This window comes from Bradyrhizobium erythrophlei, from assembly GCF_042430365.1.
GTDB lineage: Bacteria > Pseudomonadota > Alphaproteobacteria > Rhizobiales > Xanthobacteraceae > Bradyrhizobium > Bradyrhizobium erythrophlei.
Genome location: NZ_JBHMET010000040.1, coordinates 1 through 14274, shown reverse-complemented (window position 1 = coordinate 14274; position 14274 = coordinate 1). Strand labels below are relative to the sequence as shown.

The 14274-nt window shown below is 59.6% G+C and carries 11 protein-coding genes; all 11 read left to right on the top strand.

The window, feature by feature from the left end; all coding sequences use genetic code 11:
* The first annotated feature begins 732 nt into the window (after positions 1-732).
* A complete protein-coding gene (locus ACFFWD_RS06940; RefSeq protein ID WP_376962796.1) occupies positions 733-1785 on the top strand; it encodes an NAD(P)-dependent alcohol dehydrogenase in 1053 nt (350 codons plus the stop codon).
* Between the two features lie 1932 nt (positions 1786-3717).
* Entirely contained in the window at positions 3718-5388 is a 1671-nt protein-coding gene (locus ACFFWD_RS06935) for an aromatic/alkene/methane monooxygenase hydroxylase/oxygenase subunit alpha (RefSeq protein WP_376962794.1), read from the top strand.
* An 81-nt stretch (positions 5389-5469) separates the two neighbouring features.
* On the top strand, positions 5470-6510 hold the full coding sequence (locus ACFFWD_RS06930) for a 2Fe-2S iron-sulfur cluster-binding protein (protein WP_376962792.1): 1041 nt from the start codon (positions 5470-5472) through the stop codon (positions 6508-6510).
* A 60-nt stretch (positions 6511-6570) separates the two neighbouring features.
* The gene (locus tag ACFFWD_RS06925) at positions 6571-7641 is read left to right on the top strand and encodes an aromatic/alkene monooxygenase hydroxylase subunit beta (RefSeq protein ID WP_376962790.1); all 1071 of its coding nucleotides are present in this window, start codon (positions 6571-6573) and stop codon (positions 7639-7641) included.
* A gap of 6 nt (positions 7642-7647) precedes the next feature.
* Positions 7648-8019, top strand: coding sequence for an MmoB/DmpM family protein (locus ACFFWD_RS06920; RefSeq protein WP_376962788.1), 372 nt, complete (start codon positions 7648-7650; stop codon positions 8017-8019).
* A gap of 125 nt (positions 8020-8144) precedes the next feature.
* Positions 8145-9167 carry an amidohydrolase family protein gene (locus tag ACFFWD_RS06915; RefSeq protein WP_376962786.1) on the top strand — a complete coding sequence of 341 codons (1023 nt, stop codon included), beginning with the start codon at positions 8145-8147 and terminating at the stop codon, positions 9165-9167.
* 5 nt (positions 9168-9172) lie between these two features.
* Positions 9173-10024, top strand: a complete 852-nt coding sequence (locus ACFFWD_RS06910) for an iron-sulfur cluster assembly protein (protein WP_376962784.1) — start codon at positions 9173-9175, stop codon at positions 10022-10024.
* A gap of 96 nt (positions 10025-10120) precedes the next feature.
* Complete coding sequence (locus ACFFWD_RS06905; RefSeq protein WP_376962782.1) at positions 10121-11752, top strand: molecular chaperone GroEL; 1632 nt, start codon at positions 10121-10123, stop codon at positions 11750-11752.
* A gap of 155 nt (positions 11753-11907) precedes the next feature.
* A complete protein-coding gene (locus ACFFWD_RS06900) occupies positions 11908-12588 on the top strand; it encodes an MIP family channel protein (RefSeq protein WP_376962825.1) in 681 nt (226 codons plus the stop codon).
* Positions 12589-12725: 137 nt separating this feature from the next.
* Complete coding sequence (locus ACFFWD_RS06895; RefSeq protein ID WP_376962780.1) at positions 12726-13220, top strand: hypothetical protein; 495 nt, start codon at positions 12726-12728, stop codon at positions 13218-13220.
* A 56-nt stretch (positions 13221-13276) separates the two neighbouring features.
* Positions 13277-14274: GAF domain-containing protein (locus ACFFWD_RS06890; RefSeq protein ID WP_376962778.1), on the top strand; the 998-nt coding region annotated here is incomplete at its 3' end.

Genomic DNA, 14274 nt, shown 5'->3' with positions numbered 1-14274 from the left:
CCGACTTGACAGCCTATGCGCTTTTTTTCCGTGTCCCGTTATCTCCAGTGGCTTATGCCACAGCGCCCATGATGGATTGGAGCGAGAGTTCAAGTGTTTCAATTAGTTAGGAGGCGATGTGTGCACGACGTGTGCACCGCGAGATCAAGAAAAATCAATTGAGGGAATGTGTGCTTGGTCGCTCCTTGTAGTGATGCGGGGTTCGTGGAGTTCTGGACCGCTTGGAGACTTGAATCGCAAGGGCAGGATAGTCGCGCACGACTTGGAAGCTGATCGCGCTCGCCATGCGCGGAGAGCCCCGTGTCCGGTCGATCGTGAACATTTCCGCGCATTGCAGCGAGGACGAAAATTTGCGTCGGGCAAGTCGCTCCCCGCTATCAAAGCTACGATTTGTACGCCGGTAAAGCTGCTGCTCCGTCTTCGCCAGTTTGTGTGCGTCATCCGGATTGAAAGGGGCCGGTTATCGCCGGTGCGATCCATCTCGATCTGGTGTCCTCCTCGGATTGCTAGCGACCAAGGACCACGGTCCAGCCTCCAACCGACCTCACCGACTCTCAAGAGAAGAAACGTCGAGCCGAAGACGTTGCAGTCGGTGGGCACTCTGGGCAAGTTTCCCCGATGGACTCCCGCACGTCCCGCATCGCACTGCAATAGCAGCTCCGCTGGCACGAAAAATGCTGAGGCGCATCCGCGACGGCGAGCGCAAGGTTCGCTGGGCAGACGGAGGACAACATGAGAGCCCAAGTATTGAGAGCGTATGACGAGAAGCTGTCCAACGACCGGTGGGTCATCGAAGAAAACGCACCTGATCCCAAGCTGACGAAATCGACTGATGTCATCGTCCGCATCGGTGGTGCGGGCGTATGCAGGACCGACCTCCATATCATCGAAGGTGTCTGGAAGCCGCACATGGATCCGTCCGGCGACAAACTGCTCCCCATCATCATGGGACACGAAAATGCAGGTTGGATCGAGGAGGTCGGCAAGGAAGTCGAGGGACTGAAGAAGGGAGACCCCGTCATCGTTCATCCGAAGATCACCGGAGGGACGTGTCTCGCCTGTCGCCGCGGCTTCGACATGCATGGTCCCGGCACATTTCCGGGTCTCGATTGCAACGGCGGCTATGCGGAATTCCTCTGCACCTCGGAACGGAATATCGTGCCGCTGCCACGGACGCTTGCGCCCAAGGAGGTGGCGCCTTACGCGGATGCGGGCCTCACCGCCTATCGCGCAGTCAAGAAAGCCACGCGTCACCTTTTGCCAGGCGAATTCTGCGTCGTTATAGGTGCAGGTGGATTGGGCCACATCGCAATCCAGTGCCTCAAAGCAATGTGCGCTGCTGATATTGTTGTGGTCGACAAGTCCGAAGCGTCGCTGCAGCTGGCCGAAAAGTTAGGCGCCGATCACCTGGTGAAGGCTGACGGTAACGAAGTGGCTGCCGTTCTGGCTTTGACTGCCGGAAACGGCGCGGAGGCGGTGATCGATTTCGTCGGCGAGAAAGGCACCACATCCAAGGGGCTGGCGATGACCCGTTCGATGGGCAGTTACTATGTTGTTGGCTACGGTGAGGACATCCGGATCCCGACCGTCGACATGGTGATTACTGAGAGGAACATTATCGGCAATCTCGTCGGCACGTGGGCCGAGTTGACGGAATTGATGGCGCTCGCAGACCGTGGTTTGGTTGAACTGGCAACCGCCGAGTATCGTCTCGCGGATGCAAACAAGGCTTTGCATGACCTCAATGCCGGCAAGATTCATGGACGCGCAGTTTTGATTCCCTGAACCCGAACGACCTAATCCATCGCGAGTGTGCGCTTGCTCGCGATGGATTTCGCCTGGCCTTCAATCTGACAGTTTCTTCCCGGCCGCGCTCGCCGAAGACTTGCCCCTTTTTGCGCGCCAGCCCGAAGCGCCTCATCTGTCAAATCTATTCCATGCGTCCGCATTGCAGCGCAAGAGCTTGGGTGAAGACGGATGCGCGTGCGGGTCGCAGAGATTCTCAATTTGCAATCGGTGGCGCAATTTGCGTCGCGATCGGTCTCAAGTCGACGTTCGCGGCCATCCAGGGTCGTCTCAACTCTTTCATCAGTTCGTTCGGGAGCGGTCCAAAAAAAACACTAAGACGATCTGGCACGGCTGTTGCTTATGTCCTGTGCAGGTGTCCTCCGGCGAACCGCGCCGATAACGGCTAGCCGATCCGGATCAGCTCGTGGCGCATATCAAACTCTTGCGCCTGCTGTCCGTTCACGCCGCGAGACTTGTCACGCCACTGCCATCGCCGATGTCGCGCTTCGCGTGCGGAGCGCGGTGCTACGCGGAAGAAAATGCCTGGGAAAACGTTCCAACTGATGCGTACAGGAGGCCCAGAATGCCCAGAGACTTCCAGAGTCCCCGCCACGGCAGGTCCAGGTGCTGCGCTATCTGCGGCGGGAAGTTTGGGCTTGTCCGCTACTATTGCTGGCGAACGGCGCTTTGCTCCAAGAGGTGCGTTGATCGGTTCAAAGAGCGTAGGGAAGCCGACCACAAATGGCTTCGCTGGTTGCGAGCCGCTTAGACTGTTCAGCGGTTATTGAGTGGCAATGTACGGCTTCGCATTGGAGGCGCCACATGAGATTCGTTCTGGTGAATGGCAGGAGGCCATGCTCGAAGACCTTCTGCATGCTCTGCTGTAAGCGAATTCGTGCAAGCTATCTGAAAGAATTCAGTACCGGACTGTCCTTTTGCGATCATGATTGCTATGCCCTCTATTGCGATCGCTGGGTTAAGGTTGGGCATCCAAACTGCTCAACCGCTGTGGAGAGCTACCGCTAGTTCGAGCGTGCGAACAAGGTGCCAGCTCGGGAATGCGACGCTGCGGTCTGACGAGAAAGCAGGTCAATTGCCTGATGTACCCGGGTGATCACTCTCGGTCCTGAAGGGCGCCGAGCCGTTTCACGCGCGGAGGAGAAACGCTGCCACGCCGTGTTTCGGGCTCGATGATGCGTCCCAAGCTGGCAGTCTCGGAACATCGCTCCATCCGACGTGTAGTCTGCTGCTGATCCAACATTGCACCAGGCGTATGCTACGGCGACTTCGATCTATCGTCGATAAAGTACTTCCTGTCCGGTTACGAGCAGGTCTCAGGGCTCTCTTTCCAAACGTATGGCGGCGATCAACGCCCAACGAAGCAATTCCAGCGTCCAACCGACTCGTCTGTGTTGCGGTGCAAACAGTGCGGTGCAAACCCGCGCATCTGGGTTGGAGAGATTCTCATTCTGCAATTTCCGTCGCAATTTGCATCTCCTTCAGTCGCAAGCTGGTAGCTGCAGTGCCTCCGTGTACGCTCATCCCCGCATCCGCGAAGTCAGAAACGACGTGGCGGGCCCTTCGGACGAGCTGGCACGCCCGTTGCAAAGCTCCTGAGCACAACAACGCTGACTGGTCCGTCTGGGGCGAGCCGCGAAAAGAACGAGGGAAGGGGATGTTCAGCTGAGGGCGCACCTTAGTGCAGGATGATGCAATCGCGATCGGAAGGCCGCTGGTTCCGAAGATCGTGCCGATCGTCCTCGCAGTGCTCGACAGTTATCCCAAGACCCTTGCCGATATCAAACGTCCGGCCGTGCAAACGGCTGCGAGGTTGCCCGTAACGCGCGGGTAGGCACTGCCCGGTCCGTCGAGGTCCTGGGTAGGCGGAATATCGATGTGGTTTCTGACCCGATCAGGAGGATAGACTAGATGTCTGGAACTTTAACACTCAACAAAATCACCGCCCAGCGCGGCATTTCCGTCGGTGAAGCTGCAAAGAAGATTGCAGATCTCGGCTGGAATCCGTCCTACGTCCAGGAAGCGATGACCTTCCCCACGGACTACAAGATCACGAAGGCGCCGAAGGATCCGATGAAGCAGGTCCTCCGGTCCTATTTCCCGATGCAGGAGGAAAAGGACAACCGCGTCTATGGCGCGCTCGATGCGGCGCTTCGCGGCGACATGTTCCGCAATGTCGAGCCGCGATGGGTCGAGTGGATGAAGCTGTTCCTGGCGATCATCCCGTTCCCGGAAATCTCCGCGGCAAGGTCGATGGCCATGGTCGGGCGCCTCGCTCCGGGCGAAGATCTCCGCACCGGCTTCACCATGCAGATGGTCGACGAGTTCCGTCATTCGACCATCCAGATGAACCTGAAAAAGTGGTACATGGAGAACTACATCGATCCGGCCGGGTTCGACATCACCGAGGAGGCGTTCGGAAAGTGCTACGCTACCACTATCGGTCGCCAGTTCGGCGAGGGATTCATCACTGGTGATGCAATCACGTCGGCGAATGTCTATCTGACCGTGGTCGCCGAGACGGCGTTCACCAACACGCTGTTCGTCGCCATGCCGTCGGAAGCCGCCCGCAACGGCGACTACGCGCTGCCGACCGTTTTCCTTTCGGTGCAGTCCGACGAGAGCCGGCATATCGGCAACGGCCATTCGATGCTCATGTCGATGCTGAAGGAGCCGGAGAACCACCTGCTGCTCGAGCGCGACATGCGGTATGCCTTCTGGCAGAACCACGCCATCGTCGACGCGGCAATCGGGACATTCATCGAGTACGGCACCACCAACCGCGACAAGACCAAGGAGTCCTATGCGGAGATGTGGCACCGCTGGATCTTCGAGGACTATTATCGGACCTACATGCTTCCGTTGGAGAAGTACGGCATCAAGATCCATCATGATGACGTTCAGACCGCCTGGAAGCGGCTGACCGAGAAGCACTACGTCCACAAGATCGCGCAGTTCTTCGCGGTCGGCTGGTCGGCGAACTTCTGGCGCATCGAAGCTCAGACCGACAAGGACTTCGAATGGTTCGAGCACAAGTATCCGGGCTGGTATGCCCAGTTCGGCGAGTTCTGGAAGTGGCACGAGAAGCTGTCGCATCGCGGTCAGACCAATATTCTGTTCAACACCGATGTTGGCTACGTCTATCCGCATCGTTGTTGGTCGAGCCTGGTGCCTTGCGTCATCCGGGAGGATATCGTCACCGGCGAAATCGATGGCAAGCTGCATACCTTCGCCCATGAGCTCGATCGCTGGACGGCAGTCGAAGCTTTCGCCGGCGAATATCAGGGACGTCCGACCCCGGCTATGGGGCGGTTCAGCGGCCGGCGCGAGTGGGAAAGCGTCTACCACAATGTGGATCTCGCCGACGCGATCAAGGATCTCGGCTTCGTGCGCACGGACGGCAAGACCCTGATCGCTCAGCCGCACTTGCGCTTCGACGAGAAGGAAATGTGGACGCTCGATGATGTCCGTGGCCACATTCTGAAGAGCCCGCTGATCACCTTGCGAGAGATGAGCCCGATCGAACGCGAGGCGCATCTTGCCGACTACCGCAAGGGATTCACCATCAATCCCTGCAACTGAACGAGACGGGAAGGAGCCCGCGCGGCTGGCTCCTTCCATTCTCCCCAGAAGATCTGCAAGCCTTGGTTTGAGGAGGCCCTCATGGGCGCGCCCGCTAATGTCGTTCGCCTGCAACCGGTAGGCATTGAGTTCGAGGTCGAGGAGAACGAAACCGTTCTTGACGCCGCCTTCCGTCAAGGCATTGCGCTGCCTCATGGTTGCAAGGAGGGTCAGTGCTCGGCCTGCAAATGCGTTCTTACCGAGGGCGACGTCGAGCTGAAGAAATATTCGACTTTCGCGCTCAACGAGATGGAACGTGGCCAGGACTACATCCTGTTGTGTCGAACGCTGGCCTACTCGGATCTTGAAGTGGAACTCCTCAACTATGACGAGGAGGTGTTGTCGAAATCGATCCCAGTCAAGGAGTTTACGGGCACGGTCACAAGCGTCTCCGCACTGACCCACGACATTCGGCGCCTCGAAATCTCGCTGGAGCAACCTCTGAAGTTCTGGGCGGGTCAATATGTCGACATCACGCTCGCGGGGGCAGAGACGATTACGCGCTCGTTTTCCATGGCAAATTCGCCGGACGAAAGCCAAAAACTCGCATTCATCATCAAAAAGTACCCGAACGGACGCTTCTCCTCGCGGCTCGACGGAGACCTCGCTGTCGGAACCACGGTCGGGATCAAAGGACCTTACGGGACCTGCTTCCGACGAGAAAACAGAAGCGGAGCCATGATCCTGGTCGGTGGCGGATCGGGAATGTCGCCGCTGTGGTCGATCCTGCATGATCATATCAGCTCCGGCGAAGTGCGGCCGCTGCACTTCTTCTACGGAGCGCGGACGCAAGCGGACCTTTTCTATCTCGATCGTTTCGCCGAACTGTCTGCAAAGCATCCGGACTTCACGTTCGTGCCGGTGCTGTCGCATGCGGCCGACGACACGGCCTGGCGCGGAGAGAGAGGGTTCGTACACGAAGTGGTCGGAGCTCACCTGCGCAACTCGGGGTATGGCGAAGACGTCGACGTCTATGCCTGCGGACCATCACCGATGATCGAGGCGCTGACGCCAGTGCTGCAGATGAACGATGTCGAGTCCGACCGCATCTTCTTCGACAAGTTCACACCAGCGAACAACTGAGACTTTCTGAGTTCCGATCGAGCGTTTGTAGAGCCCACCAAAGGGAGGAGGAAGACGACCATGACTGCCGTTCAAGGTGCTTCAGCGAAATCCGGTGCAGCAGGCGCTGCGGTGTTTCCGGATTCGGACAGCCGCAGGTACAGATACTTCGAGCCGCGCAGCAAGCGGGCGACGCACTATGAGGACGTGACCGTCGACGTGCAGCCGGATCCGGAGCGCTATCTGCTGCAGGATTGGATCATTTCCTTCCCGAACGGGAAGGGTGCCTACACCAAGGAAAACACGGCCGCACTCAGCTCAAACTGGCACGCTTTCCGTGCTCCCGACCAGGAGTGGGAACGCACTCACTACCAGCGCCAGGCTAAGATCGAGGCGATGGTTCAAGCGGTGATTGCCAACGGACGCAAGTCGGGCGCGCCGAAGGCCTTCAACAAGGCATGGATCAAGATCCTGCAAACCCACCTCGGTGCGTGGAAACATGTCGAGTTCGGGCTCGGCACGTCGCTGATGCAGGCCCAGCGCTACGGCTACACCCAGATGATCAACAACGCGACTCTGACGAACTCGTCCTACAAGCTTCGCCTGGCGCAGGATATCACGCTCTACCTCGCCGAAATCGGAATGGACATTCCGGGCTTCGACGACACGGCGGGCAAGCGTGCCTGGCTCGAAGACAAGGGCTGGCAGGGTGCCCGGGAAGCGATCGAGTCGATCATGGGCTCGGCCGACTATCTCGAGCAATATTTCGCCACCAACATCGTGTTCGAGCCGCTCGTCGGCGAATTGTTCCGCAGCGGCTTCCTGATGCAGGTAGCTTCGTCGAACGGTGATTTCATCACGCCGCCGGTCATTTCGGCAGCGGAAGCCGACTATGAGCGCAATCTCGCGAACACGATCGACCTGATGCATCTGCTGGCGACCGATAACCAGCATGCAGCCCACAACAAGAAGCTGTTCCAGAGCTGGGTGAACAAGCATGTGGCGCTCGCCAACAAGGCGGCCGCCGGCCTGCAGCCAATTTGGTCGCAGCCACACTCGAAGTCGGTGCAATACGCCGACGCGCGAGCGCAGTCAGTCGAACGTATCACGAAGATTCTCGGCGAGCTCGGCCTCGTCCTTCCAAAGGAGTAAGTTGCAATGTCCGTTGCTTCCAGAAGTGCGACTAACCAGAACATCTTCCAGAAGATGGGAGACATCGTCTTCGAACAGACGATTTCCCATCAGTGCGGCGTCACCATGAATGACAGCGTTGAGGCGCGTGCCATCGCCGAATTCATGGGCAAGAAGCCGAATGTGACCGTGACCTACCAGCCGGCCCTGATCCGCATCGACGGCGAGGGCAAGCTGATCTTCAAGATGGATGAAATCAGCGACATCCTCGGGAAAGAGATGACGGCCGAGATCTTCGAAGTGAACACCTCGACCCACTACGGCCGAATGGTCCGCATCGACGACAATACGGTGACCTTGTTCGGCAACATGGACGAGGTGTTCGAATACATCGAGTGAGTCTCCCTGACTAGGTGGAGCCGCATCCCCAGCGTCTGTGGCTCCACCGCTTCTCGCAGTTTTATAGCGCAGTCATGGCGCTCGGATTGATCGAATAGGCGAACCAAGAACTCCTGGAGACCATCATGTTCATAACTCCCACCGGCGAGGAAGTTTTCGTTATCGACGGTCATACCCATTTCTGGGACGGCAGTCCGGCGAATCAGCTCAACATCCACGGCAAGCAATTTATTGATTGCTTCTACGCCTACCACACCTCGCTCAGCCCGAAGGACAAGCTCTGGCCCAAGGATCAGTTCGAGAAATACAGCGCCGAGCAGATGTATCAGGACCTGTTTGTCGATGGTCCGGACGACATGGCCATCGTGCAGTCGACCTATCTGACGGAATTCTACAAGAACGGCTTCAACACGATCGACCGCAACGCGGAGATGGCGAAGAAGTACAAGGACCGCTTCATCGTCAACGGCGCCTTTGATCCGCGCGATGGTGAGCGAGCGCTTGAGTACATTCACTACATGAAGGAGACATTCGGCATCAAGGGCGTCAAGCTCTACACCGCCGAGTGGAAGGGCGACTCGCGCGGTTGGAAGCTGACGGATCCCAACGCCTATCGTTGCTTCGAACTCTGCCAGAAGCTCGGTATCACCAACATCCACGTCCACAAGGGACCGACCATCATTCCGCTGGACAAGGATGCATTCGATGTCCACGACGTCGACCATGCGGCGACCGATTTCCAGGGCCTGAACTTTATCATCGAGCACTGCGGCTTGCCGCGGCTTGACGACTTCTGCTGGATCGCGGTGCAGGAGACGAATGTCTACGGCGGCCTGGCGGTGGCGCTTCCGTTCATCCACGGACGTCCGCGCTATTTCGCCGAGGTGATCAGCGAACTGCTGTTCTGGGTCGGTGAGGACAAGCTGCTTTTCGGCAGCGATTACGCCATCTGGACGCCCCGCTGGCTGGTCGAGAAGTTCTGGAACTTCGAACTCCCGGAAGATCTGAAGCAGGAGCACGGCGTCGATCTCACCCCGCAGGCAAAGAAGAAGATTTTGGGCCTTAACGCCGCGCGCCTCTACGGCGTCGACGTCGAGGCGCAGAAGGCGAACCTTGCGAAGAAGGTTCACGCGGCGGCGGCGGAGTAGGGAGTATGAACGCGCCCCTCCCTCCGCTTGACCGGAAGACCAGCGAGGTGTGGGGGCGCCTCACGCTGGTGACGGATCCGGAGCTGGACGAGTCGGTAACCTCGCTTGGATTCATCGAACTTGTCACCGTCGACCATGATGATGGCGTCGATATCGTCTTTCGGCTGCCGACTTACTGGTGTTCGGCGAACTTCGCGTTCCTCATGGCGGATGACATGCGCCGGGCGGTTTCTTCGCTTCCGTGGGTTCGCGAGGCGCGCCCACAACTCCGGGATCACATGGTGGCGGAGCAAATCAATCGCGGCGTCAGCGACGGAAAATCATTTGGCGAAGCGCTCAAAGACTTTGCGGCCGGAGGCTCGCTGGATGAGGTACGAGACAAGTTCCGCCGCAAGGCCTTCGAGCGGCGGCAGGAAGTCATGATATTGGGGTTGCGGGAGGTGGGTTACGACGATTCCGCGATCTGTCAGATGAATCTGAGTACCTACGACCAGGTCGAGTCCGGCTCGGAAGAATTCGCGCGCCAGAAGCCACGCTATCGGGAGCTTCTGGTCGAACGCCGCCTCGCCTCGCTTCCCGACGACAGGGCCTTTGTAACCTACGAGGGCCATCCGGTCGAGCGTCATGAACTCGCCGCATATCTGCAGCGGTTGCGGGGAGTACGCATCAACATGGAGTTCAACAGCTCGTTGTGCAGAGGCCTCCTTGCTGCGCGTTATCGCGAACTCGATGCAGGTCATGGCGGGCGGACATCGGTCAGTGAAACTCGGTGTGGAGGCTGCGGCAGCGGTTGTGCGAGCCGCCGTTCTGCAGCGCTACAGGTACCGGGCCAAGAGCATTCTACCGTGTGTGCATGATGTCGCGGCCTCAGCATTTGCCACGCCAACAACCGAAGCGACCGGCAAGGCCGCTCAACCACGCCAACGAGAGACGACCCTGAGGGAGGGGATACGATGCCCAAAGTTCTGCTACACGACATTGAAGCCCGTCGAGCACTTGCGCGCGGGGTTCAGAAGCTCGCCGCTGCGGTCGAAGCGACGCTCGGACCAAAGGGCATGAATGCCATGGTTGACCGGCCAATCGGCACACCCATTGTCTCGCGTGACGGCGTCACCATTGCGTCCGAAATCGAACTACCGGATCGATTCGAGAACATGGGCGCACAGGTGGTGCGCGAGGTCTCGATGCAGACCAACGAGGTCGCCGGTGACGGCACCACCACGGCTATGGTGCTTGCCAACGGGCTCATTCAAGGGGGCGTTGCGGCTCTCGAGCGTGGCGCCAAGGCGGTTGATTTGTGCAAGGGGATCGACAGGGCGGTCGAGGTGGTTGTCGAGGCCTTGAAGAGCTCCGCGACCGCCGTATCGGATCGCAAGACGCTGCAGGCGGTAGCGACGATCGCGTCGACCGATTCTCACCTCGGCGGCCTGGTCGCCGAGGCGGTGGAGCGTGTCGGCAAGGACGGCATCATCAGCTCCGACTACGGGCTGACCACGAGCACGACCCTTGAGGTCGTCGAAGGGATGTCGTTCGACCGCGGCTACATCTCCCACCACATGGTAACGGACGTCGAGAAGATGGAAGTCGTGCTGGACCAGCCCTACATTCTTCTGACCGATCTCAAGATCAAAGCGCCGAGTGAGCTGGCGGCGGTGCGCGGGACGGTCGCCTCGACTGGTCGGCCGCTCGTCATCGTCGCCGAGGAGATCGCGCCAGAAGTCGTGGTCACGCTGCTTGGCGATGGCAACCGGGGCAAAGTGCTCGTGGTCAATCCGCCCGATTATGGTCACTGGCGCAAAGCGATGATGGACGACCTCGCCATCATAACCGGGGGACGGGTCATTGCCCGCGAACTCGGCGGCAAGCTGGAGGATGCGGGGTTCGGCGATCTCGGCACCGCGCGACAGGTTCGGGCTAGTGCGCGCGAAACGGTCATCATTCGCGGCGGGGGCGACGACGCGGCGATTGCGGCGCGGCGTCAGCAGGTAGCGAAGCAGTACGATCTGGCCCCGCCAAACATTGAACAAGACAAGCTCAGGGAGCGGCTGGCGAAGCTGTCCGGCGGGACAGCCGTAATCTTTGCGGGCGGCGTGACGCCCGTCGAGCAAAAACGGACGATCCAGTTGATCGACGATGCGCTCAATGCGGCGCGTGCCGCGGCCGAGGAGGGCATCGTGCCTGGCGGCGGCACCGCATTGGCGCAGTGCGCGCCGGTGGTGGTACGCACGCTCGGCAATCTCAATGGCGACCTGGGCGAGGGCATCAGGCTGGTCCGCGAGACGTTGACGCGTCCGGCCGCGTTCATCGCCCGGAATGCGGGCCATGATGCGGAGAAGGTCGTGGCCGACCTGCAGAGCGCACCGGCGGGCGTCGGATTCGACGCCGCCAACGGAATATTCGTCGACATGGTTTCCGCCGGCATCGTCGACCCCGTCCGGGTGACGTATTCGGCGCTTCGAAACGCCGCTTCCGTTGCCACACTGGTGCTGACCACCAACACGCTGGTTGCCGATGTGCCGGAGCACATCGATCCGACACAGGGACCAGCACTCGGCGGCGGGGCAGAGAAGCTTGGACGCGCATGAGGCATCTGTACGCGGTCCGTGTTCCGCCGGGCCGTCTAAGGATCCGGCGAGCGGGACATGGTGCGCCAATATTCGGTTCTGTCGTGGATCCGAGTGCGCAGCGACCGGTTGGTCGAACGCCTCGGCAGCGAAATCATCACCAGGAGGGGGAAGTTATGCGTAAGTATGTTGCAGAATTCATCGGCACGTTCGCGTTGGTGTTCTTCGGCTGCGCGACCGTGATCTTCATGCGGGCCGAGGTTGGGTTGCTGGGCGTGGCGTTTGCGTTCGGGCTGTCGGTGGTCGCGATGGCCTATTCGATCGGGCATATTTCCGGCGCTCACCTCAATCCGGCCGTCAGCCTCGGCGTGCTCGTCGCGGGCCGGATGTCGCCGCGGGATTTCGCCGGCTATATCGTCGCCCAGTTTGTCGGGGGAATCGCGGCTGCAGCCGTGTTGTATCTCATCGCCGAGGGCAAGGTCGGAGGCTACGACATCGCGGCGAACGGTTTTGCCCAGAATGGCTGGGGTCAGTACGGCGTGCTCTCGGCGTTCGTGTTCGAGGCGGCGGCTACTTTTCTGTTCTTGACGGTGATCCTTGGCGCAACGCAAAACGGAGCGACGTCCGCCTATGCCGGCTTGGTAATCGGTCTTACGCTGGTTGCCATCCATCTTGCCGGCATTGCCGTATCGGGCTCATCGGTCAATCCAGCGCGCTCGCTGGGTCCCGCATTGTTTGCTGGCTCCGACGCGCTATCGCAGGTGTGGCTGTATTTTGTGGCTCCGTGCTTTGGAGCTGCGCTGTCGGGTTACGTCTTCAAGGCCGGCGTAACGCGCCAGATGGTAGCAGCGGCTTGACCGTCGCGATCGAATGATTGGACGGTGACAACGACCTAGAACCAGCTACAATCTTGGAAGCTCCGGCGTGAGCCGAAGGAGGCGGAGCATAAGCCTCCACGGTCGTCCGACCAAACCGGAGCAGGAGGAACGGGAATATGGTCCACATCATTTCCAAGCGAGGTGGTCCCCACCGGGAACAGGTGGCGGCAAAGGCCTTCATTCAGAAGAACCGAACAAAGATCGACGCGCTTGCCAATCATCTCACGGGTGGACGATGGCAGCAGTTGCGCAATCCCGCACCTCCTCCACAGCCGCAACCATCAGGCAAACTCTGGTACACGCCGCCAGGCCGTCCCAAAGAGACGGAACCCTATGTGCGGATCAGCTTGAACGGCCGTGTCGTGATCGCTGATCTCGCGTCGGGGCGACAGCTCCATTTTGTGGGCGAACTGCGCGGAAAGGGCCAATTGCGCTACTTCGCGCTGGCGACCCGCGAGAATGGGATTTTCGAGCCACTCGACGACGGACTGTGCAAAGTCCTCGCCGACCTCGAGGGGGTGGGTGTGCCGGACGAGGTGTCCGAAGAGCACCTGGAACGGATCATCGCAGGACGCCTCGGGTTGGACGTGATCGACAAAAGCGTCGAATGATCCCGTGAGCCCGGCCGATCGGGTTGCCGTTTGCCAATGTACGTGTGGGTGCTCCAATGCTGACGGAAACGCTCATGGCGAAGCCGCCGTTCTCCCTGGAAGGCTACAAAGTTCCGGCCGGCCTTGCCGGCGCGTCGGACGCCGATCAGGGGCGGCCATACGACGAGCGAGAAACCAACAAGGCGTGGGAAAACTTCCTGACCTTCGGAGACGTCAGGCGCGAGAACGCGCTGGTTCGAGGCGTCATCGAGGAATCATGGCAGCGCAGTGTCAAATCGGGGGTGAATGCGCATTGCAAGGGCAGCAATTTCGTCGCTTCGCCCGACGATCTCTATGAGTTGCGTCTGAAGAACGATGATTTGCTGGGTTCGAGTGCGCAGACCTTCCGCCGCGTCGCGGAGGTGCTTGGTGACGCGGCCACGATGGTGGTTATCACCGATAGGAACGGTGTCGTACTGGACGTGGGGGGCGATCAGCGGACGATAGATGCGGGGCACGATATTCGGCTCGAAGTCGGCGCCGCCTGGGGTGAAACGGTAACCGGAACCAACGGCATCGGTACGGCGCTCATCACAGGAAAGCCGGTTCATGTCCATGCCGCCGAACATTTTTCCGAAGGCATCAAGGCCTGGACCTGTGTCGGCAGCCCCATCCGCAGTCCTATCGATGGCAGCATCATCGGGATCGTCGATTTTTCCGGACCCCAGGCGATCTTTCATCGGCACAACGTTGCGCTGGCAGTGATCGCCGCCAACCACATCGAGCTTGCGCTCTCGGAGAAGATCCGTATCGAAAGAATACGGCTGCTTGAAGCAAGCATTTCGCGCATACCGGGGATGGCTAGCACGGACGGCGTCGTGATCCTTGATCGGTTCGGCCGGGTCGTCCACCACAACGACATGGCGTCAACTCGTTGGCGACGGATTGCGCAGGCTCGCGACTTGAGCATCGGGACGCAGATCCTTGCGAGCAGCGAGGGCTCTTTGACCAAAGACCTAGGAGCCTGTCTGAGTAGTGACTGGTCAAGAGGGTGCGAGTCTGATTCCCTACGTAG